Origin of the sequence: Pseudomonas sp. MWU12-2020, from assembly GCF_023100605.1 — a bacterium.
Classification (GTDB): domain Bacteria; phylum Pseudomonadota; class Gammaproteobacteria; order Pseudomonadales; family Pseudomonadaceae; genus Aquipseudomonas; species Aquipseudomonas fluorescens_H.
This window is the reverse complement of record NZ_JALMEX010000001.1, coordinates 592164-616966: the sequence shown is the minus strand read 5'-3', so window position 1 is coordinate 616966 and position 24803 is coordinate 592164. Positions and strand designations below refer to the sequence as shown.

Annotated in this window: 24 protein-coding genes; 11 read left to right on the top strand and 13 right to left on the bottom strand. The window is 61.2% G+C overall.

The features are described from left to right. The first annotated feature begins 50 nt into the window (after positions 1-50). Positions 51-1370: an Nramp family divalent metal transporter gene (locus tag M0814_RS02930; protein ID WP_103485110.1), complete on the top strand. Its 1320-nt coding sequence runs from the start codon at positions 51-53 to the stop codon at positions 1368-1370. Between the two features lie 223 nt (positions 1371-1593). On the opposite strand, the gene M0814_RS02925 is transcribed toward M0814_RS02930, so the two are convergent. Genes M0814_RS02925 through M0814_RS02915 form a run of 3 tightly spaced genes read right to left on the bottom strand, consistent with a single transcriptional unit; the run spans position 1594 to position 4175 of the window. Next, positions 1594-2775: an acetyl-CoA C-acetyltransferase gene (locus M0814_RS02925; RefSeq protein ID WP_103485107.1), complete on the bottom strand. Its 1182-nt coding sequence runs from the start codon at positions 2773-2775 to the stop codon at positions 1594-1596. A gap of 11 nt (positions 2776-2786) precedes the next feature. After that, complete coding sequence (locus tag M0814_RS02920) at positions 2787-3452, bottom strand: CoA transferase subunit B (protein ID WP_003226176.1); 666 nt, start codon at positions 3450-3452, stop codon at positions 2787-2789. A gap of 24 nt (positions 3453-3476) precedes the next feature. Beyond that, entirely contained in the window at positions 3477-4175 is a 699-nt protein-coding gene (locus M0814_RS02915) for a CoA transferase subunit A (protein WP_103485108.1), read from the bottom strand. Positions 4176-4424: 249 nt separating this feature from the next. On the opposite strand from M0814_RS02915, the gene M0814_RS02910 reads away from it, so the two are divergent. Next, positions 4425-5300, top strand: coding sequence for a LysR family transcriptional regulator (locus tag M0814_RS02910; RefSeq protein WP_045122537.1), 876 nt, complete (start codon positions 4425-4427; stop codon positions 5298-5300). A gap of 130 nt (positions 5301-5430) precedes the next feature. Here the strand turns inward: M0814_RS02910 and M0814_RS02905 are convergent, their stop codons facing one another. The 3 genes from M0814_RS02905 to M0814_RS02895 form a co-directional block, all read right to left on the bottom strand. After that, positions 5431-6273 (bottom strand): NAD-dependent protein deacetylase, encoded by an 843-nt coding sequence (locus tag M0814_RS02905; RefSeq protein ID WP_103484857.1) that lies wholly within the window; start codon positions 6271-6273, stop codon positions 5431-5433. Positions 6274-6426: 153 nt separating this feature from the next. After that, positions 6427-7473 carry a class I SAM-dependent methyltransferase gene (locus M0814_RS02900; protein ID WP_103484856.1) on the bottom strand — a complete coding sequence of 349 codons (1047 nt, stop codon included), beginning with the start codon at positions 7471-7473 and terminating at the stop codon, positions 6427-6429. Between the two features lie 327 nt (positions 7474-7800). Continuing rightward, the gene (locus tag M0814_RS02895) at positions 7801-8262 is read right to left on the bottom strand and encodes a GNAT family N-acetyltransferase (RefSeq protein WP_103484855.1); all 462 of its coding nucleotides are present in this window, start codon (positions 8260-8262) and stop codon (positions 7801-7803) included. Between the two features lie 219 nt (positions 8263-8481). Between M0814_RS02895 and M0814_RS02890 the strand changes: the two genes are divergently transcribed. Beyond that, positions 8482-9294: a class I SAM-dependent methyltransferase gene (locus M0814_RS02890; RefSeq protein WP_103484854.1), complete on the top strand. Its 813-nt coding sequence runs from the start codon at positions 8482-8484 to the stop codon at positions 9292-9294. 133 nt (positions 9295-9427) lie between these two features. Here M0814_RS02890 and pcsA read toward each other — a convergent pair whose 3' ends face one another. After that, positions 9428-10150, bottom strand: a complete 723-nt coding sequence (gene pcsA / locus M0814_RS02885; protein ID WP_003226166.1) for a phosphatidylcholine synthase — start codon at positions 10148-10150, stop codon at positions 9428-9430. Positions 10151-10409: 259 nt separating this feature from the next. On the opposite strand from pcsA, the gene M0814_RS02880 reads away from it, so the two are divergent. The 4 genes from M0814_RS02880 to ligD all read left to right on the top strand — a co-directional run bounded on the left by M0814_RS02880 (position 10410) and on the right by ligD (position 16322). Then, complete coding sequence (locus tag M0814_RS02880) at positions 10410-11177, top strand: tellurite resistance TerB family protein (RefSeq protein ID WP_103484853.1); 768 nt, start codon at positions 10410-10412, stop codon at positions 11175-11177. A gap of 165 nt (positions 11178-11342) precedes the next feature. Then, the gene (locus tag M0814_RS02875) at positions 11343-12722 is read left to right on the top strand and encodes an iron-containing redox enzyme family protein (RefSeq protein WP_103484852.1); all 1380 of its coding nucleotides are present in this window, start codon (positions 11343-11345) and stop codon (positions 12720-12722) included. Between the two features lie 10 nt (positions 12723-12732). Then, the gene (locus tag M0814_RS02870) at positions 12733-13686 is read left to right on the top strand and encodes a class I SAM-dependent methyltransferase (RefSeq protein ID WP_103484851.1); all 954 of its coding nucleotides are present in this window, start codon (positions 12733-12735) and stop codon (positions 13684-13686) included. Positions 13687-13703: 17 nt separating this feature from the next. After that, positions 13704-16322: a DNA ligase D gene (gene ligD / locus M0814_RS02865; RefSeq protein ID WP_103484850.1), complete on the top strand. Its 2619-nt coding sequence runs from the start codon at positions 13704-13706 to the stop codon at positions 16320-16322. Here the strand turns inward: ligD and M0814_RS02860 are convergent, their stop codons facing one another. Together M0814_RS02860 and M0814_RS02855 are read right to left on the bottom strand one after the other, a co-directional pair. Continuing rightward, complete coding sequence (locus M0814_RS02860) at positions 16323-16724, bottom strand: hypothetical protein (protein WP_045122535.1); 402 nt, start codon at positions 16722-16724, stop codon at positions 16323-16325. A 79-nt stretch (positions 16725-16803) separates the two neighbouring features. Beyond that, a complete protein-coding gene (locus M0814_RS02855) occupies positions 16804-17118 on the bottom strand; it encodes a DUF2388 domain-containing protein (protein ID WP_003226153.1) in 315 nt (104 codons plus the stop codon). Positions 17119-17680: 562 nt separating this feature from the next. Between M0814_RS02855 and mqo the strand changes: the two genes are divergently transcribed. Next, positions 17681-19327, top strand: a complete 1647-nt coding sequence (gene mqo, locus M0814_RS02850; protein WP_003226151.1) for a malate dehydrogenase (quinone) — start codon at positions 17681-17683, stop codon at positions 19325-19327. Positions 19328-19409: 82 nt separating this feature from the next. Here the strand turns inward: mqo and M0814_RS02845 are convergent, their stop codons facing one another. Both M0814_RS02845 and M0814_RS02840 read right to left on the bottom strand, forming a co-directional pair. After that, positions 19410-19841 (bottom strand): nuclear transport factor 2 family protein, encoded by a 432-nt coding sequence (locus tag M0814_RS02845; protein ID WP_103484849.1) that lies wholly within the window; start codon positions 19839-19841, stop codon positions 19410-19412. 64 nt (positions 19842-19905) lie between these two features. Beyond that, on the bottom strand, positions 19906-20208 hold the full coding sequence (locus tag M0814_RS02840) for a hypothetical protein (protein ID WP_158547270.1): 303 nt from the start codon (positions 20206-20208) through the stop codon (positions 19906-19908). A gap of 73 nt (positions 20209-20281) precedes the next feature. Here M0814_RS02840 and M0814_RS02835 point away from each other — a divergent pair, with 73 nt between their 5' ends. After that, positions 20282-20728, top strand: a complete 447-nt coding sequence (locus M0814_RS02835) for an NUDIX hydrolase (RefSeq protein WP_003226146.1) — start codon at positions 20282-20284, stop codon at positions 20726-20728. Between the two features lie 144 nt (positions 20729-20872). Here M0814_RS02835 and M0814_RS02830 read toward each other — a convergent pair whose 3' ends face one another. After that, positions 20873-21646 carry an alpha/beta fold hydrolase gene (locus tag M0814_RS02830; RefSeq protein ID WP_103484848.1) on the bottom strand — a complete coding sequence of 258 codons (774 nt, stop codon included), beginning with the start codon at positions 21644-21646 and terminating at the stop codon, positions 20873-20875. A 112-nt stretch (positions 21647-21758) separates the two neighbouring features. Here M0814_RS02830 and M0814_RS02825 point away from each other — a divergent pair, with 112 nt between their 5' ends. After that, positions 21759-22715 carry an aldo/keto reductase gene (locus M0814_RS02825; RefSeq protein WP_177434723.1) on the top strand — a complete coding sequence of 319 codons (957 nt, stop codon included), beginning with the start codon at positions 21759-21761 and terminating at the stop codon, positions 22713-22715. Here M0814_RS02825 and M0814_RS02820 read toward each other — a convergent pair. Then, positions 22712-23608 (bottom strand): LysR family transcriptional regulator, encoded by an 897-nt coding sequence (locus M0814_RS02820; RefSeq protein WP_103484846.1) that lies wholly within the window; start codon positions 23606-23608, stop codon positions 22712-22714. The two genes, M0814_RS02825 and M0814_RS02820, sit on opposite strands and share 4 nt — an antisense overlap. A gap of 148 nt (positions 23609-23756) precedes the next feature. Here M0814_RS02820 and M0814_RS02815 point away from each other — a divergent pair, with 148 nt between their 5' ends. Further along, positions 23757-24782, top strand: a complete 1026-nt coding sequence (locus M0814_RS02815) for an NAD(P)-dependent alcohol dehydrogenase (RefSeq protein WP_003226140.1) — start codon at positions 23757-23759, stop codon at positions 24780-24782. Positions 24783-24803: the final 21 nt, after the last annotated feature.

Sequence of the window (24803 nt, the reverse complement as noted above, 5' to 3'; positions counted from 1 at the left end):
TGACTGAAACGTCTAAGCTGCGACTTTCCGACTTGTTTCTGGATGTGTGCGTGAAATTCAGCTTACCCAAAATTGCCACTGCGCCGTTCTGCCCGCCGGAAGTGGCCGGCAGTGTGGAAGTCGATCCCCGCGCCTCGTTTTTCAAACGTGCGCTGCGTTTTGCCGGTCCCGGATTGCTGGTGTCGATCGGTTACATGGACCCGGGCAACTGGGCGACGGCCATCGAGGCCGGTTCGCGTTTTGGTTACAGTTTGCTGTTTGTGGTGCTGCTGGCGAGTCTGGCGGGGATGGTTGTGCAGTGCCTGTGTTCGCGCCTGGGGATTGCCACCGGTCGCGATCTGGCGCAGCTGTCCCGCGAGCGCTACAGCACGCCGGCCGCACGCCTGCAATGGGTGCTGGCGGAAATCTCGATCATCGCCACCGATCTGGCCGAAGTGCTCGGTTGCGCCCTGGCATTCCACTTGTTGCTCGGCTGTTCGCTGACTTTCGGCATCGCCCTGACGGCCTTCGACACGCTGCTGGTACTGGCCCTGCAGAACCGTGGCTTCCGTCGGCTGGAGGCGATCATGCTGGTGCTGGTGGCGACCATCGGCGTGTGTTTCTTCGTTGAACTGGTACTGATCAAACCCTACTGGCCAGACGTGTTCGCTGGCTTCAAACCGTCGCTTTCGGCGATCAGCGATGCCGCACCGCTGTATCTGGCGATCGGCATCCTCGGCGCCACGGTAATGCCGCACAACCTCTACCTGCACACCTCGATCGTGCAGACGCGGATGATCGGCCAGGACCTGGCGAGCAAGCAGGACGCGGTGAACCTGGCACGCATCGACACCATCGGTTCATTGGCACTGGCGCTGCTGGTCAACGCGGCGATTCTGATTCTGGCGGCCGCTGCGTTTCACCAGTCAGGGCATTCCGACGTGGTCGACATTCAGGACGCCTACCACCTGCTCGACCCGCTGGTCGGTGGCGCGCTGGCCAGTGTGCTGTTCGGCGTCGCATTGCTGGCGTCGGGACAGAGCTCGACGTTCACCGGGACCATCGCCGGACAGGTGATCATGGAGGGTTATCTGAACCTGCGGATTCCCTGCTGGCAGCGGCGTTTGATCACTCGCGGACTGGCACTGATCCCGGCGTTCATCGGCGTGTGGCTGATGGGGGATAACGCAGTGAGCAAGTTGTTGGTGTTGAGTCAGGTGGTGCTCAGCCTGCAACTGCCATTTGCGCTGTACCCGCTGATTCGCATGACCAGCGACAAACAGCTGATGGGGCCGTTTGTGAATAGACTGCCGACCCGGGTGCTGGCGTGGGGCTTGTTTGCGGTGATCAGTGGGGCGAATGCCTGGTTGATCTTGCAGATGGCGGTGTGAGTCTGGTTTTTCTGCAGCCTGAGCTGGCCCCTTCGCGAGCAAGCCCGCTCCCACCTTGGAATGCATTCCCCTGTGGGAGTGGGCTTGCTCGCGAAGAGGGAGGAACATTCACTGCAAATTTCAAAGGACAAAAAAACACCCGGTGCAACGCAAGTCGCACCGGGTTTTTGTTGCCAGCGAGCAGCGGATGTCGTGGATCCACCGCGCGCTGTGAACTCTTGGATTAAGCGCGTTCCAGCGCCAGCGCTACACCCTGACCACCGCCGATGCACAGGGTCGCCAGACCTTTCTTCGCATCACGCTTGATCATTTCGTGCAGCAGTGTCACCAGCACCCGGCAACCCGACGCACCGATCGGGTGACCGAGGGCGATGGCGCCGCCGTTGACGTTGACCTTGTCCAGATCCCATTGCAGATCCTTGGCCACTGCCAGCGATTGCGCAGCGAAAGCTTCGTTGGCTTCGATCAGGTCGAGTTGGCCGATGTTCCAGCCCGCCTTGTCCAGGCAGCGGCGGGTGGCCGAGACCGGGCCGATGCCCATAATCGCCGGGTCAACGCCGGCGTTGGCGTACGCGGCGATTTTTGCCAGCACCGGCAGGCCCAGGGCCTTGGCTTTCTCGGCGCTCATCAGGATCACCGCAGCGGCGCCGTCGTTCAGCGACGAAGCGTTGCCGGCGGTGACACTGCCGTCCTTCTTGAACGCCGGACGCAGTTTCGCCAGCGATTCGGCGGTGGTGTCGCCGCGTGGTTGTTCGTCGACCTTGAACGCTACCGGGTCACCTTTGCGCTGTGGGATCAGGATCGGCGTGATCTCATCGACAAAGCGCCCGGCCTCGATGGCAGCCGCCGCTTTGCGCTGCGAAGCGGCGGCGAAGGCGTCCTGCTGCTCGCGGCTGATGTCGTATTTCTCCACCAGATTTTCGGCAGTGATGCCCATGTGGTAATCGTTGAACGCATCCCACAGGCCATCGCTGATCATGGTGTCGACGATTTGCGCATGCCCCATGCGCAGACCGGTGCGTGCGCCCGGTATCACGTAGTTGGACAGGCTCATGTTCTCCTGACCGCCAGCGATGATCACCTCGGCATCGCCGCAACGGATCGCCTGCGCGCCCAGGTGCAGGGCTTTCAGGCCCGAGCCGCAAACCTTGTTCAAGGTCATGGCCGGCACGGCGTGGGGCAGGCCGGCCTTGATCGCCGCCTGACGCGCCGGGTTCTGGCCGGCGCCGGCAGTCAGCACCTGACCCATGATCACTTCATCGACCTGCGCACCGTCCAGGCCTGTCTGTTCGAGCAACTGGCGAATCACCGCAGCGCCCAGATCCACCGCGGACACGCTGGCCAGCGAACCCTGGAAACTGCCGATCGCGGTGCGGGTGGCGGCAACAATTACGACGTCTTGCATTTTCGAATTCCTCACTGGGCAGCGAACTGCATTTCCGGTACGTGATCCGGGACGATCAGTTTACCAGCGGTTTTGGCGACGATTTCCTCGACGCTGACGCCAGGTGCGCGTTCCTTGAGGACAAAAGCGCCATTTTCGATTTCCAGATAGGCGAGGTCGGTCAGTACGCGCTTGATGCAGCCGGCGCCGGTCAGCGGCAGGCTGCACTTGGCCAACAGTTTGGACTCACCGTCCTTGGAAGCGTGGGTCATGATCACGATGATGTTGTCGGCGCCAGCCACCAGATCCATCGCGCCGCCCATGCCCTTGACCAGTTTGCCGGGAATCATCCACGAAGCGATGTTGCCTTCGACGTCGACTTCGAACGCGCCGAGCACGGTCAGGTCGACATGCCCACCGCGGATCATCGCGAAGGATTCGGCGGAGTTGAAAATCGATGCGCCGATGCGTGCGGTCACGGTCTGTTTGCCGGCGTTGATCATGTCGGCATCGATGGTGTCTTCAGTCGGAAAAGGCCCCATGCCGAGCAGGCCGTTTTCCGATTGCAGCATGACTTCCATGCCTTCGGGAATGTAATTGGCGACCAGGGTCGGAATGCCGATGCCGAGGTTGACGTAGTAGCCGTCCTGCATTTCGCGGGCGACGCGCTGAGCCATTTGTTCGCGGGTAAGTGCCATGTTTTTATTCTCCGTCAGCCTGAATTATTTGCGGATGGTGCGCTGTTCGATGCGCTTTTCGAACGTGCCGCAAATGACCCGGTCGACGTAGATGCCGGGGGTGTGGATCTGCGACGGATCCAGCTCGCCGGGCTCGACGATTTCTTCGACTTCGACCACAGTGATCTTGCCGGCGGTGGCGGCCAGCGGGTTGAAGTTCTGCGCAGTGTGGCGGTAGATGACGTTACCGAAATGGTCGGCTTTCCAGCCTTTGACGATGGCGAAGTCGCCGGTGATGGACTCTTCCATCAGGTACTTGCGCCCGTTGAACTCGCGCACTTCCTTGCCTTCGGCGACCGGGGTGCCGACGCCGGTGGCGGTGAAGAAGGCCGGGATGCCGGCGCCGCCTGCGCGCATTTTCTCGGCGAGGGTGCCTTGCGGGGTCAGGATGACTTCGATCTCGCCCTTGAGCAGTTGCTCTTCGAACAGTTTGTTTTCGCCGACGTAGGAGGCGATCACCTTGCTGATCTGGCGGTCGGTCAGCAGCACACCGAGGCCGAAACCATCGACGCCGCAGTTGTTGGAAACCACGGTGAGGTCGCGGGTGCCCTTGCGCTTGATCTCGGCGATCAGGTTTTCCGGGATGCCGCACAGGCCGAAGCCGCCAGCGATCACGGTCATGCCGTCTTCCAGACCCGCCAGAGCTTCCTCGTAGGAACTCACGCGCTTGTCGAAACCTGCCATATGCACCTCTTTTATTGTTTGTCGGGCGGCTGGCTAGCCGAATGACTGGAGTGTCTCGCTGAGGGATATATTTGTTAAGTTGATTTTTAAGGTTGATTGATTGATAAAGCTCAATAGTTGACGCTATCCCTGTAGGAGCTGCCGCAGGCTGCGATCTTTTGATTTTGTTTTTTAAGATCAAGATCAAAAGATCGCAGCCTTCGGCAGCTCCTACAGTAGGTACGACGTTGAAACGGTAAGGTATCCAGTATGACCATCAAACAGATCCGCGCCTTCCTCGCCGTGGCCCAGAGCCTGAGCTTCGCTGTGGCCTGTGAGCGCCTGCACCTGTCGCAATCGGCACTGAGCCTGACCATCAAGGCGCTGGAAGAGGGGCTGGGTGGGCGGCTGTTCAGCCGCAACACGCGCAACGTGGCGCTGACTGCCGAGGGCGAATCGCTGCTGCCGCTGGCCCGGCGCCTGATCGCTGACTGGGACAACGCCGAAGACGAAATGCGCCAGCGCTTCAGTCTGCAACGCGGACGGGTGACGCTGGCGGCGATGCCATCGTTTGCCGGCAACCTGCTGCCGCCGATCCTCAAGACGTTCCGCGCGCGCTATCCGAACGTCAACGTCACGGTCAACGACGTGATCAACGAGCAAGTGCTGGAGATGGTCCGCGACCGGCAGGTGGAGTTGGGCGTGGCATTCGAGCCGATGCAGAACACCTCACTGACGTTTACCCCGCTGTACATGGACCGCTTTGTCGCCGTGGTGCCACAGGATTCAGCGCTGGCCGGGCTTGGCGAAATCGACTGGCAGACCTTGCTGCAGGAACCGTTCATCACCCTGCAACGGCCGTCGACGGTGCGGGTGATGCTCGAAGAACACTTGCAGGCCCGGGGTCTGAAACTGCCGGTGGAATTCGAAAGCCATCAACTGGCAACGGTCGGGCGCATGGTCGCCAGCGGGCTCGGGGTCAGCGCGGTGCCGGCGTTGTGTGCCGAGCAGATGCAGGAACTGGGTGCGTGTTGCCTGACCTTGAATGATTCGGTGGAGCGGGCGATTGGTGTACTCACGGAACCGGGAAATGAACTGTCGGCAGCGGCGCAGGCACTGTTCGACATTCTCAAGGCTGAACACTGAACACTGAACCCTGAACTGCGATCCCATCCCTGTAGGAGCTGCCGAAGGCTGCGATCTTTTGATCTTGCTTCTAAAAAACAAAGTCAAAAGATCGCAGCCTTCGGCAGCTCCTACAGGGGATTTTCGGCATTCAGGAAGTCAAGCGTTGCACCAGCAGCGGCAGCAGCTGTTCACATGACGCCTCGATCTTCAGATCCAGCAGATCATCGGCGCGGGTCTTGCCCAGATTGATCGCCAGCAACGGCTTGCCCCGATCAGCAATCACCCGGCACAGACGAAACGCCGAATACGCCATCAGCGACGAACCCACCACCAGCAATCCCGCAGCATTCTCTGCCGCCGCCATGGCTCGCGCCGCTGTCGGTTGCGCCACGTTCTCGCCGAAAAACACCACGTCCGGCTTCATCCGTTCACCGGCGCAATACGGGCACTGCGGTGTCTGGAAGCGTGCTTCGAAGGCCGGGTCGAGCAGGGTATCGCCGTCCGGCGCCTGCACCGCGTCGACCCCGGCCAGATACGGATTCTGCTCGACCATCCGCTGCTGAATGTCGTCACGCGCGCTGCGCTGGCCGCAATCCAGGCACAGCACCCGGTGCAGGCTGCCGTGCAATTCGATCACGTCCTGACTGCCGGCCTGATCGTGCAGGGTATCGACGTTCTGCGTGATCAAGGCGCTGATCAGTCCCTGGCGCTGTAACTCGGCCAGTGCTGCATGCGCCGCATTCGGTCGCGCCTGACGCACCCGCGGCCAGCCAAGCATGGCCCGCGCCCAGTAGCGACGACGAGATTCCGGGGCGGCGAGAAATTCCTGATACATCATCGGCTGCCGGCCACGGCGCACACCTTCGCTGTCGCGGTAATCCGGGATGCCCGACGGCGTGCTGATACCAGCGCCGGTCAGCACCAGGAAATCGCCATCGGCCATGGCCTGGTGCAAGGTATCGAGGTGTTCGCGGGTCGGGCTGTCGAGCATGGTCAGCACTCCGGGGAGGACGATGCCCGCAGGTTAGCATTAACCTTGCGGCGAGGGAGCTTGGTCCCGCTGGACTGCGCAGCAGGCCTGTTGTTGCGGTCGCTTCGCAACCCGACGGGAGCAAGCTCCCTCGCCACAGGTGATAGCGGTGATCTATTTGCGCGCCTCCAGAATCAGATTGAACGGCGTCTGCGTCGCCCGGCGGAAATGCTTGAACCCGGCCTCGGCAAACACCTTGCGCAAGCGCATTTCACCGGCCTGCGCACCCAGCCCCAGGCCGACTTCCTGCGACAGCGAATTCGGCGTGCAGATAAAGGTCGAGGCCGCGTAAAACAGTCGCCCAACCGGGTTGATGTTGTCGTCCAGCGCATCGTTGGCAAACGGCTCGACCAGCAGCACCGTGCCGTCATCCTTCAACGATTTAAATGCATGCCGCGCAGCGCCGACCGGGTCGCCCATGTCGTGCAGGCAGTCGAAGTAGCAGATCAGGTCGTAGTCGCTGCCGGGGTAACTTTTGGCAGTGCTCTGGAGGAATTTCGCCCGGCTGCTGACGCCACCTTCTTCGGCGCGCTGGGTGGCGACGGTGATCGACGGCGCGTGGAAGTCAAAGCCGACGAATTGCGAGTTGGGAAACGCCTGCGCCATGATCACCGTCGAGGCGCCGTGGCCGCAGCCGATGTCGGCGACTTTGGCGCCGTCTTCAAGTTTGGCGATCACGCCCTCCAGCGCCGGCAGCCATTCCGCGATCAAGTGACCTTTGTAGCCGGGGCGAAAGAAGCGTTCGGTGCCGCTGAACATGCAGGGGTGATGATCGCCCCAGGGCAGGGCACCGTTGCCGCGCATGGCTTTGACCAGTTTGTCCTTGTCGTGGAAGAACGACGCCACCACACCGAGTCCGCCGGCGACATACACCGGCGAGTCTTCGACAGCCAGGGCCAGCGCCTGCTCTTCCGGCAGACGGAACTGGCCATCGTGGTGTTCCATATAGCCGGACGCGGCGTGGGCGCTGAGCCATTCGCGCACCAGGCGCGGGTTGCAGGTGGTTTTTTCGGCGAGGGCTTGCGGGGTAATCGGCTGACTGTCGGCCATTGCCCGGTACAGCCCGAGTTCTTCGCCAACGATCACGTTCGCCAGCATTGCGGCGCCGCCCATGTCGTTGACCAGTTTGCCCATGAATGCATTGAGCCTTGATTCGTCCATCACGAGTGCTCCTGATACAGGATCACCGTCCAGTGGCAAAACGATGTCGAGGCATGGGCCGCAGGGCAGTGGTCACAGAAGTGGGCAGGGCACAGCTGACTCCGTCCTGCATTCCCCCTCGACCGGGTAATGAATCAGTCTAGCCGGGCTGGAGCAAGATGCAGCGTTTGTGGCACACACAATCCCCCTGTGGGAGCGGGCTTGCTCGCGAAGGCGTTGTATCAGTCAACTAATCGGCTAGCTGACACACCGCTTTCGCGAGCAAGCCCGCTCCCACAGGGGATTTGTGATGCTCCATTCCGTCGTTTAGTGCCAGTCGCCGCCCGTTCACAGGTCGCGCACCATCAGCCATTGATCGTTGTCCCAGGCCCGAAAGCGCTCCAGCACGGTCCAGCCACGTTTGGCGTAGTACTCCTGCTTGCTTTGCGTATGCAGATAGAAACGCGCGAAGCCACGCTGTTTCGCCGCCTGGCTGATGCCTTCGATCAGACGCTCTGCCAGACCCTGGCCCCGGGCTTCAGGGCTGACAAACACACAGGCCAGCCACGGGCCGAGATCCGGGCGCTGGGCCAGATCCGCCCGGGCCAGCGCCGCACCGCCGAGCAGGCGCTCACCGTCCAGCGCAATCAGGCACGGCCAGTCGCCATTGCTCTGGCCGGCAGAGAACTCGCGTTGCCATTCGGCCAAGGGTTGCTCGGCATACTCGTAGGCGAATTGGCGGTGAATCCACTCGGCGTAAGTGTCGCTGTGCTGCAGATGATCGACGAGCCATTCGAGACGCAGGGACATTGTGGGAGTCCATTCGCGGAAGACGGGAAGGCATAAGAGCCGATTGCCCCGCCCGTGGCAATCCCGCCAGTGTTTCGAGGGCTTTACAAAATCCCGCCACTCATCGGCCCGGCCACTGTTTTAGCGGCTCTTCGGACGATTGACTGGGACGCCGTTGACCCTCGGCGCGATAGTGGGGTGAGTGGGCCAGTCCCCCCAACCTGCAGCGGAGCACGATTGATGAGTACCCCCATTGATCTGACGGGCCTGAAAGAGCGCCAGAAAGTCGCCTGGGCCAGCGGCGATTATGCGGTGATCGGCACCACCTTGCAGATCGTCGGCGAAAACCTCGCCGAGGCCTGCGACTTGCGCTGCGATGAGGAGGTGCTGGATGTCGCCGCCGGCAATGGCAATGCGACTCTGGCGGCGGCGCGGCGCGGTTGTCAGGTGACCTCGACCGACTATGTCGCGGCGCTGCTGGAGCGTGGACAGGATCGGGCGCGGGCCGAGCATCTTGATGTGATTTTTCAGGTCGCCGATGCCGAAGCATTGCCGTTCGCCGACGAGAGTTACGACGCGGTGCTCTCGACGTTCGGCGTGATGTTCGCCCCGGATCAGGCCACCGCGGCTGCGGAATTGGCGCGGGTCTGCCGACGGGGCGGGCGGATCGGCCTGGCGAACTGGACGCCGGAAGGCTTTGTCGGCCAGATGTTCAAAGTCCTCGGCCGCCACGTGCCGCCGCCCGCCGTGGCCCAGCCGCCGTCGAACTGGGGCACCGAAGCGTGGTTGCACAGCCACTTCGATGAGCGCCAGTTCCTGCTGCAGGTCACGCGGCGCACGTTCAACTTCCGCTATCGCTCGGCGGCGCATTTCATCGACATTTTTCGCCACTGGTACGGGCCGGTGCACAAGGCCTTTGCGGCACTGCCGCCGGAAAGCGGGCAGGCGCTGGAGAGTGACCTGGCGGACCTGCTCAACCGCTCGAACCGGGTGGGAGAGCGATCGCTGGTGATGCCGAGCGAGTACCTTGAGGTGGTCATCACCAAACGCTGAAAGATCAATGAAACCTTTGTAGGAGTGAGCCTGCTCGCGATGGCGGTGTGGCAGTAGAAAAATATCCGACTGACACACCGCCATCGCGAGCAGGCTCACTCCTACAGGGGAATGGTGTTTGGCAGGTATGGCGCTATTTCAAATGCGCCCCATCCACCCACTCCAGCGCCGTACGCCAGATGCAGATCCCCAGGAAGTACGCCGACGCCAGCAGCCACAAACCCATCACCAGCGGATTGATCACCGGGTGATTGAGCACCAGCGACAGGCTGCACAGCAGCCAGATCGCCGTGACCGCGATGTTGATCGGCATGAACCGGCGCACGCGGAACGGGTGGAGGAATTTCATGCGGGTGACGGTCAACAGCGCCAGACCGATGATGGTCAAAAAGGTGATCCACGGCCCCGGATTGATGATGTACAGGCACAGGGCAACCACGTTCCACGCGGCGGGGAAGCCGACGAAATAGTTGTCCTTGCTCTTCATGTTGACGTTGCAGAAACAGAACAGCGACGACACCAGAATCAGCGACACGCTCAGCAGCAAGGTGTAGTCGGGCAGGGGAATGTAGCGGTAGATAAACAGCGCCGGGATGAACACGTAGGTCAGGTAGTCGATCACCAGATCGAGGATCGAACCGTCGAAACTCGGCAGCACCGATTGCACATTGACCTTGCGTGCGAGCGCCCCGTCGAGGCCGTCGACGATCAACGCCACGCCCAGCCACATCAGGCAATGGGTCGGCTGGTTCTCCAGCAGGGCGAGGGTCGCCAGAAATGCAGTGACCACGCCGGTCGCGGTAAAACCATGGGCGCCCCATGCTTTGAGCCTGGCGATGTGTACGGTCGATATCACAGGGGCGTTCTCCAGATAAATGAAGCAAGCCGGTTATCACCCTTTGGCAAAGGGCGCCGGCAAACCGAGTCGGGTTGCAGCTATCGACCGGTCAGGCCGGGATAAGGTTCATCACCTTTGAATCTTAGCTGGCCGCACAAAAAATACCTCGGCGAAATCCGCCGAAGGCAGCCGGTGTCAGCCAAACGGTGCTGGCGCGCCGGCGTCGGCGGTCTATCGTTGCCTGACGCAGTTATTGCCAATGCCTGAGGACGAGATCATGAACACCAGCGATTTGCTCGAACAACTGCTGCGAGGCCAGGCCTCGGCGGGACAATCTAGTGGCGCCTCGGCTGGCGCAGGTCTGGGCGGACTGGGCGGCTTGCTCGGAGGCCTGTTGGGCGGCGGCGCGAGTACAGGCGCCAGTGGCGCGCAGTCCGGTGGGCTGGGCGGTCTGGGTGGATTGCTGGGTGGTTTGCTTGGCGGCGGTGGCGGCGGTGGATTGGGCGGCGCGCTGGGCGGGGCACTCGGTGGCGGCGGTACACAAAGTCGTTCCGGCGGTACCAATTATGCGGCACTGGCCTCGCTGGGGATGATGGCGTACCAGGCGTATCAGGCCTGGCAACGCAGCCAGGCATCGGCCGCACCACAGCAGATTCCGCCAACCGCAAATCTGCTGGCCGGGCCCGAGGTCGAGGAACACGGGCATGCTGTGCTGCGGGCGCTGATCGCGGCAGCCAAGGCTGACGGTGAGATCGACGCACGGGAACGGCAAATGATCGATGAAGAGATTGGCAAACACACCGACGATCCAGGATTGCAGCAATGGTTTAACGCTGAAGTTGCCAAACCGCTGGATGCGAACGAAGTAGCCGAGGCCGCCAACGGCGACCCGGCCATGGCCGCCGAAATGTACCTGGTCAGCGTGATCCTGGTGGACGACCAGCAAGACGCCGAACGCACCTACCTGGATGAACTGGCTGCGGCGCTGCAGATCGCCCCGCAATTGCAGGTGCACCTGGAGGCTCAGGCCAAAGGTCAGGTCTGAAATACCGTCAAAAATCGCGGTCTCGGGCAGCCCGTGCCGGGGCCGCGATGGTCCGTCCGTCAGGGCAATTTTCATGTCGATTGAATTTTTCTCCGTAGCGGTTGCTCTGCTGCTGTAGAGGCGTGAAACAACGCCCTGACCGGCCAACCGAGCGAGAACACTGACATGACTGCCCTGACCCCTCTGCATGCGCCGAGTGCGCAGCACCAGCCCATCACTGCCAACGGTGAATTGCGGCGTATTTATGAGGCACTGCTGCTCGAGGATCAGCCTGAAAATCTTGCCCGGGATTTTCTCGCCGAGCAGTTGCACCGTGCCGCGCTGTTACCCGAAGCGCTACCGCAGGATCCGTCTGCCTGGCAGAACTGGGTCGCCGGACATTGCACCGACGTTGCCCGGCAATACGCCGACTACCTGCAACAGCGCAAGGCCGGTGGGCCGCGCCAGTTCTTCAGCAACAAAGCCCATGCGCTGTACTTTCTGCAAGCCGTGGCGCCGACCAAACTGGTGGATGGCGCGTGGTTATACGGTTTGTTGCCGCAATGGCGCGACCCGCGTTTCGACGGGTTGCTGTGTACCTATCTGGAAGAACTCGGCGACGGCAACCCTGCGCAGAATCATGTGGTGATCTATCGCAAACTGCTCGCTGAACACGGCTTGCAGGACGCCGGCGCCATCGCTGACGAGCGCTATCTGCAAGGCGCGCTGCAACTGGCACTCGGTGCCTGTGGCGAAAGCTTTCTGCCCGAGGTGATCGGCTACAACCTCGGCTACGAACAACTGCCGCTGCACTTGCTGATCAGTGCCTATGAACTCAGCGAGTTGGGCATCGATCCGTACTACTTCACCCTGCATGTGACCATCGACAATGCAAGCACCGGCCATGCGCAAAAAGCCGTGCAGTCGGTGCTCGACCTGCTGCCACTGGAGGCTGATCGTGGCGAATTTCTGCGCCGGGTGTCGCTGGGCTATCGACTCAACGACCTGGGGCAGGGCAGCCGCGCAATCATCGAAGGTTTCGACCTTGAACAGGAAGTGCTGGCGATGCTCGAGCGCAAACGTCCGTTCGGCCAGCACATGCATTCCGACTACTGCCGCTTCGAAGGCAAAACCGTCAATCAGTGGCTGGCCACCCCCGAGCAATTGCCCGGATTCCTTCAAGCGATGCAGGACAAAGGCTGGATCAAGCGCAATCAAGATCCGCAGGCCAGCCGTTTCTGGCAGTTGATCGATGGCGACGGTGCGGCGATGTTCGGCGTGTTCAGCCCCTATGAAAAGCAGCTGCTGCACGACTGGATTGCCGGCGACTGGACGCCGTCCGAGAAAGCCCAGGCGCCAAGACGCACTCGTCAGGTCGCCACCCCGGACGCCGCCGTGCCCGAACACGATCCCGATGTGCAGCGCCTGACGGCCGCGCTGCAAGGTCAGGACGGACACGCGCAAATGGCGACGCTGATCCCATGGTTGTCACCGGCCCGGCACGCGCACCCGGCGGGTCTGCTGGCGACACGTCGTTTTATCGAACTCAAATCCAGTCTGCGCTAAGGAAATCTCCATGAATCAGGAAGAACAACTGTCCGCCAACGACCTGACACTGCTGCAACTCGGCCGGCGCTTGCAGGCTGACGGCTACCGTTTCGTCACGCCGACACCCTTGACTCATCAGCGCGTCAACCAGCGTGACGAAGGGCAGGTCGCCGACACCCTGCGCGACGTCTTCGGCTGGTCGCGCCCGTTCGAGCCGGGGCTGTTGTCTGCCGACGAACAACGGCAATTGCAGGATGCGCAAGTGATTGACGTCTACGACGGCCGCTTGAAGAGCCGGGTGCGCTGGTCGAGTCTGGATGACTTGCTGTTCGTGCATTCGGGCTTTCCCACCGACGCCGCCGACTCGGTGTTTTTCGGCCCCGACACCTACCGTTTTGCGCAACTGATTCACGCGCATCTGCAGCAGAGTTTTGCGCCGATCCAGCGTGCCGTGGACATCGGCTGCGGTGCTGGTGTCGGGGCGATTCTGATTGCCCGCGCCCGGCGTGAAGCGCAGGTGCTGGCGGTGGACATCAACCCCGCCGCGCTGCGCCTGACCGCGATCAACGCGGCATTGGCCGAGGTCGCCAATGTCGAGGTGCAGGCCAGCGATGTGTTGCAGGGCACCGAAGGCAGCTTCGACCTGATTGTCGCCAACCCGCCGTACATGGCCGACCCGGCCGGGCGTGCTTATCGGCATGGCGGTGGCTCGCTCGGCGCCGGATTGTCGCTGCGTATCGTCGAGCAGGCACTCAATCGGCTGGCCCCCGGTGGTTCGTTGCTGCTCTACACCGGCGTGGCGATGGTCGATGGCCGCGATCCGTTTTTCGACACCGTGGTGCCACGCCTGGACTCGACGCGATTCGCCTGGACCTATCGCGAACTGGACCCGGACGTGTTCGGTGAAGAGTTGTTGAACCCCGGTTACCAGCGAGTGGACCGGATCGCCGTGGTCGCGCTGACCGTGACCCGCATTGGCTGACACAAGGCAGGTGCGCCATGACCAGGAACCTCGACGACTACAACCGCATGCGCGATTTTTCGGCGACGTCCGAGCCCGCCGCCGTCAAACGCCGTGGCCGCAGCAAGGCCAGCGACCATGCGCTGCAGTTCTGCATACAGAAGCATGACGCTTCGCACCTGCATTACGACTTCCGCCTGGAGCTCGATGGCGCGCTGAAGAGCTGGGCGGTGCCGAAGGGGCCGTCGCTCGATCCCAAGGTCAAGCGCCTGGCGGTACACGTCGAAGACCATCCGCTGGATTACGCCACGTTCGAGGGCAGCATTCCCGAGGGGCATTATGGCGCGGGCGATGTGATCGTCTGGGATCGCGGCGTGTGGATTCCGCTGGAGGATCCGGCCAAGGCCTACGCCAAGGGCAAACTCAAGTTCGAACTGCAAGGCGAAAAGCTCTCCGGCATCTGGAATCTGGTGCGCACGCACATGCCGGGCAAGAAGGAAAACTGGTTTCTGATCAAACATCAGGACAGCGCCGCCCGCCCGCAAGACGACTATGACGTGCTCAGTGCAGAGCCGGACAGTGTGCTCAGCGAGCGTACCCTGATCAGCAAACCGAGGCTCGCCGCCGAGCAAGCCAAACCTGTGAAAAAGTCTGCGGCCAAACCTCGCAAAGCGGCGTCCGGAACACTCACCGGTGCACGCAAGGCCAAACTGCCGGCGCAACTCAAGCCGGAACTGGCGACCCTGGTCGACAGCGCACCCGAAGGGCAGTGGAGCTACGAGATCAAGTTCGATGGCTACCGGATCATGGCGCGCATCGATCACGATCAGGTGCAACTGTTCACCCGCAACGGTCACGACTGGACGCACAAACTGCCGCAACAGGCGCAGGCCCTCGCTGAGCTGGGCCTTGAATCGGCATGGCTGGACGGCGAAGTGGTGGTCACCAACGAGCGCGGTGTACCGGACTTTCAGGCGCTGCAAAACGCCTTCGAAGCCGGGCGCAGCGCCAGCATCATGTACTACCTGTTCGACATGCCGTACCTCAACGGTGTCGACCTGCGCGAAGTGCCGGTCGAGGAGCGCCGCGCGGCGTTGTCCACGGTGCTCGGTGGGCATGAGCAGCCGTTGCTGCGCTTCTCCGAAGCCTTTGACGAAACGGCGGACGCACTGCTCAATAGCGCCTGCCAGATGCAGATGGAAGGGTTGATCGGCAAACGCCTCGGCTCGCCTTACGTGTCGCGGCGCAGCAGTGACTGGATCAAGCTCAAATGCAAGCATCGGCAGGAATTCGTGGTCGTCGGCTACACCGATCCGAAAGGTTCGCGCAGTGCGTTCGGCGCGTTGCTGCTGGGCCTGCATGATCGCGACAGCGGCGAGTTGCGCTATGCCGGCAAGGTCGGCACCGGGTTCAACGAAACCACGCTGAAAAGCATCCTCGCCCAGCTCAAACCGTTGCAGGTGAAGAAGGCGGCGGTGGTCAATCCGCCGAGCGGCTTCGAAGCCAAAGGCGTGCATTGGCTCAAACCGAATCTGTTGGCAGAAGTGGCGTTCGCTGAAATGACCAAGGACGGCTCGGTACGCCACGCCGTGTTCCATGGTCTGCGCAATGACAAACCGGCCAAGGCGATTACCGAGGAGCGAGCGAAACCCGTGAAAACTTCAGCGAAAGCCACCCCTGCGAAAAAAGCGGCCGCGTCGAAGAAAGCTGCCGAATCAAATAAAGCGGCTGAGTCAAAGAAAGCCGAACCGGCGCCGTCACAGCTGGGGCTGGCCAGCGGCAAGGTGCGTATCACTCACCCGGATCGGGTGATCGATGCGGTCAGCGGCACCACCAAGATGCAACTGGCCGAGTATTACGCCAGCGTCGCCGAGTGGATTCTGCCGCAGCTCAAGGATCGCCCGGTCGCGCTGGTACGGGCGCCGGACGGCATCGCCGGCGAGCTGTTCTTCCAGAAAAACGCCGAGCATCTGGCGATTCCCGGCATCACCACGCTGGACAAGGATGTCACTGGCCAGCCGGTGATGCTGATCAACAACGCCGAAGCGTTGATCGGCGCGGTGCAGATGAGCACGGTCGAGTTGCACACTTGGAACGCCACCACGGTCGATCTGGACAAGCCTGACCGGTTTGTCCTCGATCTCGACCCCGACCCGGCATTGCCATGGAAAAGCATGGTGGAAGCCACGGCACTGACCCTGACCGTACTCGATGAACTGGGACTCCAGGCGTTCCTCAAGACCAGCGGCGGCAAGGGCATTCACCTGGTGGTGCCGTTGACGCGCAAACTTGGCTGGGATGAGGTAAAGGACTTCAGCCACGCGATCGTCAGCCATATGGCCAAGCTGTTGCCGGAACGGTTTTCTGCGGTTTCGGGGCCGAAGAATCGGGTTGGACGGATCTTCATCGACTATCTGCGTAACGGTCTTGGCGCGACGACGATCTGCGCTTACGCTGCGCGCACCCGTGAAGGCTTGCCGGTATCGGTGCCGATTTATCGCGAAGAGGTGGCCGAGCTGAAGGGGGCCGATCAGTGGAACGTGAGCAACGTCCACCAGCGCCTGGCGGAGGTCGGTGACGAGCCGTGGGCAGACCTGAAGAAAACCCGCCAGAGCATCACCGCAGACATGCGCAAACGGCTGGGCCTGAAAAAGTAATCAGGCGTCGCGCAGCAAGTCATGAGCGTTGAGTAGCTCGAAAGCAATTTCCGGTCGATTTTCCAGACCTCGGCGGATCGCGGCCGGGATTGCTTGCCGGGTTTTGCGGCACAGGCCGGGCAGTTCGTCGATGACGATTGCAATGCCGCGCATGGTGCGCACCTCATTGAAGCCCGGTGCGACGTCCACGCGAATGCCCAACTGCTCGAACATCTTGCGCTGCAGGCGTTCGAGATCGGCCAGACTCTGCAGGTTTTCCAGACGTTCGAGCAGGCGCTTTTCTTCCTGCCGGGTCAGCAGCAAGATGCGCATATCCGCGCCGGGCGTTTCCAGCAATGGATCGCGCCCGCAAATACAGGCGCCGGGTGGGCAGGGCGAGCGAATGGGCAAAGGAGTCGTCATGGCCTCCATCATAGAGGCCGTTCGGCCAGTTTGCCCATGGTCGCTCAGTTCCATCCATCGGCGGTGCTATACGGGCTTGTTACTGATTCAGGCCTTCGTAATGCGCCAGTATCGCGTTGGCCAGCTCTTCATCACTGGCGTTGATGCCGGGATTGTCCTGCCGCACCTGTTGCAATACAGACTCCAGATAGACCCCTCGGATCGCACCGTCGCTGGCGACAAATGCCGTCAGGTCGTCACGGGCGGGGATGACCATCTTGTGGTCCTTGAAGGTTGAATAAAGCGAAGCGGATACCCCGGCCGAGGTAGCGACGTCCTTGGCATCCACACGGGCCATGGCCGAGCCGAATGGCAGGCATAAGATTAACGACGAAACGAGCAATAACTTGCGCATGACGGTGTTCCTCCACAAGCGCGAAGCAAAAGGGAAGTACTACATAGCGTGAGAGGTGTGCGAAAGGAGGGAGTTCCATCGAAGCACAGGACTCAGTGAGCGCCTGGTGAGCAAGGCACCTGCTATTAACTGTAGACCCGATTTGCCTGTCAGCCCTGCGCGAATCGCTGAAAGACTTCAGCCAGAGCGGCCGCAGGGTCATGTTCCGCCCAGGCCGGCCGATAACGCCCAGAGCGGAAAAAGACTCTCAAGTCGGGAACAGACGCGCGGGTTTGCCCTGACGTGATATTCTTCGCGCCAACTTGGTTTGACCTAATTCAGTCTGCCTGCCCTTGGGGCGGGCTGACGGAATCCCTGTCGCTCAAGTAGCTGAAGCCAATAATGATAAGAAGTCAGTTCAGAAGGGACATTAACTGAGGTCGATGCAGTCCGTCGGCCTTGTGTGCCCACCCGTCAAAATTGCAGTGTGAAGGTGCTCGCGACCCTGGCCTGAGTGTCGCGAAAAAGGCTCCCACACGTACAACAGCGGCGGGCGGAAGGCGTTTTATCATAGGTGCAACAGATGTTTAAGAAAGTGAACACGGCCTTGCTGGGGCTGGCTTTGGCGATGGGGATGTCTTCCGCCAATGCTGCAGAAGCGAAGAAAGTAGATGTACTGCTGATCGGCGGCGGCATCATGAGCACCACCCTGGGTGTGTGGATCAATGAGCTAGAGCCAAGCTGGTCGATGGAAATGGTCGAGCGCCTGGACGGCGTCGCCCTGGAAAGCTCCAACGGCTGGAACAACGCCGGTACCGGTCACTCCGCCCTGGCTGAGCTGAACTACACCCCGGAAGACGACAAAGGCAACGTGACGATCCCGAAAGCCGTCGAGATCAACGAAGCGTTCCAGGTGTCCCGTCAGTTCTGGGCCTGGCAGGTTCAGCAAGGCGTTCTGAAGAACCCTCGCTCGTTCATCAACACCACTCCGCACATGAGCTTCGTGTGGGGCGATGACAACATCAAGTTCCTGAAAAAGCGCTACGAAGCCCTGCAAGCGAGCCCGCTGTTCGCCGGCATGCAGTACTCCGAAGACCCGGCTGTGATCAAGAAGTGGGTCCCGCTGATGATGGAAGGGCGTGACCCGAACCAGAAAATCGCGGCCACCTGGAGCCCGCTGGGTACCGACATGAACTTCGGCGAAATCACCCGCCAGTTCGCCGGTTACCTGCAGACCAAGCCTAACTTCGATCTGAAGCTGTCGAGTGAAGTCGAAGACATCACCAAGAACGCCGACGGCACCTGGCGCGTCAGCTACAAAAACCTGAAAGACGGCACCAAGACCGAAACCGACGCCAAGTTCGTGTTCATCGGCGCCGGTGGCGGCGCTCTGCATCTGCTGCAGAAGTCGGGCATTCCTGAAGCCAAGGAATACGCTGGCTTCCCGGTCGGCGGCTCGTTCCTGGTGACCGATAACCCGGCCATCGCCGAGCAGCACCTGGCCAAGGCCTACGGTAAAGCTTCGGTTGGCGCACCACCGATGTCGGTTCCGCACCTGGACACCCGTGTTCTGGACGGCAAGCGCGTCATCCTGTTTGGCCCATTCGCGACCTTCAGCACCAAGTTCCTCAAAGAAGGCTCGTACCTGGACCTGCTGACCAGCACCACCACCCACAACATCTGGCCTATGACCAAGGTCGGCATCAAGGAATACCCGCTGGTCGAGTACCTGGCCGGTCAACTGATGCTGTCGGATGAAGACCGCATGAACGCGCTGAAGGAATACTTCCCGAACGCCAAAGCCGAAGACTGGCGCCTGTGGCAGGCCGGCCAACGCGTGCAAATCATCAAGCGTGATGAAGCCGCTGGCGGCGTGCTGAAACTGGGCACCGAAATCGTTGCTGCACAAGACGGCTCCATCGCCGGCCTGCTGGGCGCATCGCCAGGCGCGTCGACCGCTGCACCGATCATGCTGAGCGTGCTGCAGAAAGTCTTCAAAGACAAAGTCGCCACCCCTGAGTGGCAAGCCAAGCTGCACCAGATCGTGCCAAGCTACGGCACCCAGCTGAACAGCGATCCGGCCAAAGTGGCACAAGAGTGGGCGTACACCGCCAAGATCCTCGAACTGCCAACGCCTCCGGTAATCGGTCAGGCGGCTGCTCCGGCCGCACCTGCCGCTGAAAAAGCTGCAGCGCCGAAGGAAAATGCTGCACGTGACATGGCTCTGTAACTAGACGCCAGATACGCAAAAGCCCACTGAACCGGTAACGGTCAGTGGGCTTTTTTGTGCCACAAACCCCTTTCGGCAGCTCCTACACAGGTTTCGCTTTTGCCAGATAGGCGCCAAGCCGCCGCCCCATCTCTTCCCCCAGCGCCTGCAACCCGCTCAACGGCCGCACCATCACCTCGAACTCGACAATCTTCCCGCTCTCATCAAAGCGAATCATGTCGATGCCCTTCAGCTCTTTCGCCCCCACTTTGGCGCTGAACTCCAAAACCACATTCAAACCATCGGCAGTCGCCAGTTCGCGGTGGTATTTGAAATCTTCAAAGACGTTGAACACGGTGTTGAGGATCATCGTCACCACTGGCGCGCCGGGGTAGGGCGAGTGGGCCATGGGCGAACGGAACACGGCATTGGCATCGAGCAGTTCGGGCAAGGCCTTGAGGTTGCCGGTGCGGATCATCTCGTGCCAGTGCTTCAGGGATTCGGCGGCGTTGGGGTGCAGGTTCAATTCGGACATTGACCACTCCTGGGATTGTTGTTGTTCTCGCGCGACGGCACTCACTCTAGTTCAAAGCGGCGGATCACGAACCGTTGTGCGTCGATCTGAATACCAGACCATGGCCGAAGCGGATCAGATGGGCATCTGATCCGTATTTTTCTGTTGGATCTGCCTCTGTAACCGGTTCAGTCAGGCGCTCAGAATAGCCCGGCAGTTCGGTCACTCGCGGCAGTCCTTCATCCCGAAGCGCCCGGTGCACCGCCAGCTCAGTATTGAGGAGAGCAGCATGAACAAGATGGCGATTTTCCTGGGTGGGTTTCTGACGTTGACCATTCTGATCGGAATGCTTGCGACGATTTCTCCGGTCTGAGGTGGCCTGTTGCAATAGACGTCCACCGATGTGCAGCGCGAATCGTGGTTAAATTCCGCGCCTCACATCCGTAAATGGACTTCATCCTATGGCCGAACGACGTATTCGCCCGCTCGCAATCTGTGTTTTTCACCATAACGGCAAAATTCTGGTTAATGAATTTCGTGACCCGGTCAGCCAGCAAATCTGTTTTCGGCCTGTTGGCGGTGGTATCGAGTTCGGCGAGACCAGTGCGGAGGCTGTCGTGCGTGAAGTACAGGAGGAGCTGGGCTTGTCCGTGACCGACTTACGACTGCTCGGCACACTTGAAAGTCTGTTCGTCTACAACGGCAAACCGGGGCATGAAATTGTCCAGGTCTACGATGCGACGTTTGCTGATCCTGACGCGTATGAACTTGCACAAATCCATGGCCATGAAAGTGACGGGGCTCCCTTCACCATCCGCTGGCATGACAGCTCAAGTTTCAGCGAGCACGCGCCATTGGTTCCAAAGGGATTGCATGAGCTGCTGAAGAGCGCAGGATTGCTCGTTTGAGATCCGGCGAAGATCTCGATTTCAGTCTCTTCTGGCCTCTTCGCGAGCAAGCCCGCTCCCACATTTTGTCCGGTTGACGCTGAACCACTGTGGGAGCGGGCTTGCTCGCGAAGGGGTCAGTCCAGACAACGCAATAACCGGCTATCAGCGATCAAGCACATCCTCCATCCACTGCAGATACTGCGCTCGCTCGGAAATCGAGTTGTGCCCCGCATCCGGCACCACTCGCAGCGTCGCCACGCCTTTGGGGAAACTCTGTAGCAGTCGCTGCGTGCTGTCCCGTGGTATCACCTCGTCATCGCTGGCCGCCAACAGCAAGGTCGGTACGCGAATGTGCGCGGCATAGCGGCCCGACTCGAAGCGATCCTTCAGCAGCCACTTCACCGGCATCCACGGATATTGGCGGACGGCGATGTCTTCAAGGCTGTTGTACGGCGTCACCAGAATCAGTTGTTTCGCCGGGCGCTGACTCGCCAGGCGCACCGCCACCCCCGAACCCAGGCTGCGGCCGATCACGGCAATCTGCGGATGGCTGGCGTACACCTGATCGAACAGCGCCAACGCATCTTCGGCGATCGCTTCCTCCGAGGGCGAGCCGCCGCTGCCACCGAAACCCCGATAGTTCAGCAAAAACAGCGCGTAGTCGGGAAAGGCCTCGCTGAACGACGGCAGATTGCGCGACACGTCCTCGGCATTGCCGCCAAAGTAGATCAGTGCTTTCGGCCCGACATGTGCGCGCGTGGCTACCCACACATCGGCATCCGGCATCGTCAGTTTCAACCGCGAATCCGTCGTGGCGACGGCGCTGTCAGGCTGGGGGAAATAGATCAGCGAACGCTGAAATACGAACAGCGCCCCGCACAGCAGCAGGTAGAGGGCGATGAGCAAGGCGACGAGTGACATCAGTTTTCTGGACATTCGACTAACTTTAACCGGGCGCGGGTGTTCGCTGTCGCAGTGTAGTCCAGCGCAGTAGACGGGCAGCCGTCGCACACAACGTGCAACAGCTTCACGCAGCAGGGGAACCAGCATGAGCCACACTGAGGGTTACTCCCGGCGCCGGTTGCTCACACTGGCTGCCGGGGTTTCGGCGGTCTTCACCTTTGACCGGGCGTTGGCCACCGCCACGCCGCCGGCCACTTCGCCCAGCACGGCAGGAGACCAGACCATGCAGACCCGCGCCATCCCTTCAAGCTCCGAGCTGTTGCCAATGGTGGGCCTGGGCACGTACCGCGGCTTCGATGTTGCGCCCGGCGACCCCGTCTATAAACAACTGCCGGCGGTGCTCGATGAACTGTTCAAAAAGGGCGGCACGCTGATCGACAGCTCGCCGATGTATGGCCGCGCCGAGCAAACCACTGGCGAGCTGTTGTCGATCCACGAACCACGCTCGCCGGCATTTCTGGCGACCAAGGTGTGGACCCGCGGGCGCAAGGAGGGCATCGCGCAGATGGAGCAATCCTTCAGCCTGCTGCGCACCGAACGCATCGACCTGATGCAGATCCACAACCTGCTGGACTGGCAAAGCCATCTGCCGACCCTTCGCGAATGGAAAGCGCAGGGACGCATTCGCTACATCGGCATCACCCATTACACGCCGTCGGCCTATGAAGAAGTCGAGGCAGTGCTCGGGGCCGAACAACTGGATTTCCTGCAAATCAACTACGCCCTCGATGACCGTGGTGTGGAGAAACGCATTCTGCCGTTGTGCCGCGAGCGCGGGGTGGCGGTGATCTGTAACCGGCCGTTCGGTGGCGGCGGCTTGCTGACACGGCTCAAGGGCAAGCCGCTGCCGGGCTGGGTATCGGATGTGCAGGTCAACAGTTGGCCGCAACTGGCGCTGAAATATCTGCTTTCGCATCCGGCGGTGACTTGCGTGATCCCCGGCACCGGCAATCCGCGCTACATGGCCGACAACGCCGGCGCCGGATTCGGGCCGATGTTGACCGATGCGCAGCGGTATCAGTTGATAGCGTTGATTGGCTAAGCCGGCGTCTGCTGCGGAAACAGATGCTCCTTGAGGAAGTCGATGAACACCCGCAGTTTCAGCTGTGGATGCTTGCCCGAGGGCCACATGATCCGGTAGACGCCTGTCTCTGCGCAGTCGGGCAAAATCCGTTGCAAGCGCCCATCGGCCAAGGCCTCGCTGACGCAGAAGTCCGGTAGATAGGCGATGCCCAGGCCTTGCAGGGCAAAGCAGATCCGCGCTTCGAGGTTGTTGCAGACCATCGAGGTCGGCACCTGCAGATCGACTTCCTGGCCGGCTTCGCGCAACGGCCAGACCTGCAGCTTGCCGGTGTTGGGAAAGCGAAACTGAATACACGAATGACTGAGCAGATCGGTGGCTTGCTGCGGTACGCCATGGGCCTGAAAGTAGAGCGGCGCCCCCACCAGAATCATCCGGTAGCTACCGATCAGGCGCGAGGTCAGGCTGGAATCCGGGACATCTCCGGCCCGCAACACCGCGTCGTAGCCTTCCTCGATCACATCGACCCGGCGGTCATCGAACGTCAGGTCGAGATCCACCGTCGGGTAGGTTTTCTTGAACCGTGCCAGCACCGGTAAAAACGGCTCGCCCACCAGCGGCAAACTGATCTTCAGACGCCCGCGCGGGTCGGCGTTGGTCTGGGAAAACTCCATTTCCGCTGCTTCGATCTCGGCAAGGATGCGCAAACTGCGTTCGAGAAACCGCGTGCCGTCCTCGGTCAGCGTGATGCTGCGCGTGCTGCGATTGAACAGGCGCACGCCAAAGCGTTCTTCCAGGCGCACGATGCTTTTGCCAATTGCCGAAGCCGACACGCCAAGCAGGCGCCCACTGGCGACAAAGCTGCGAGTTTCCGCCACCGACACAAACACATTCAACGCATTAAGGCTGTCCATCACGATTCTCGATTTCACCGGTGGGGTTCAATTTACCTTAGTCATTGCGGAACAAAACGTCCGTATATAACGGAGTGGCGACCCACTTAATCAGCCGGGGGCATGGCTTCTATCATCGGCGCCACAGTCCTCTACCGAGATTATCGCCATGTCCGACATTATGCAGCGCTGGGAAATTTCCGCGTTTGGCCTCGCCAACCTCAGCCAGGTCCAGGCCCCGCGACCAACCCCGAAAGCCGGAGAAATCCTGGTCAAGATCGATGCGGTTTCGCTTAATTACCGTGATACCCAAGTCGCGGAAAACGGCATGACCGCGGCGTTGAAATTCCCCTTCACGCCAGCCTCGGACATGGCCGGTACCGTGGTCGCGGTCGGCGAGGGCGTCACGCGCTTTCAGAGTGGCGACAAAGTCATCTCCACCTACATTACCAACTGGATCGACGGCAATCCGAAAACCTGGGCCGAGATGCCGACCCAGGGTGGGCCGATTCCCGGCATGTTGGCGCAGTACGTTGCCACGCCGGCCGACTGGTGCGTGCGCGCGCCGAAAAACCTCAGTGCAGTCGAGGCCAGCACACTGCCGATCGCCGCACTGACCGCGTGGATGGCGTTGATCGAACTGGGGCATCTGCACGCCGGGCAAACCGTGGTGGTGCAAGGCACTGGCGGGGTTTCGCTGTTTGCCGTGCAACTGGCGGCGGCCAGTGGCGCCAACGTCATCGTCACCAGCAGCAGCGACGACAAGATCGCCCACGCCATCGCCCTGGGCGCCACTCATGGCATCAACCGCAGCACCACCCCGGACTGGCACACCGCTGTGCTGGAACTGACCGACGGGCGCGGCGCCGATCACATTCTGGAGATGGCCGGCGGCGACAACCTCGGGCGCTCTCTGCAGGCAGTGGTGCCTGGAGGTCGGGTGTCGATCATCGGCCTGCTCGATTCTGACGAGTTGCGCACGCCGATCATGCCGCTGCTCGGCAGCCGCGCCTCAATCGTTGCGGTGGCCGTCGGCCCGCGTCGGGCGCTGGAGGACATGGTGCGGATGATCGATCACCACGGGATCAAACCGGTGATCGATGCGACCTATGCCTTCGATCAGGTGACTGAAGCGTTCGCCCATCTCAATCGCGGGGCGTTCGGCAAGGTTGTGGTCGATTTCAACAAGGCCTGAAACCACCTGTAGGAGTGAGCC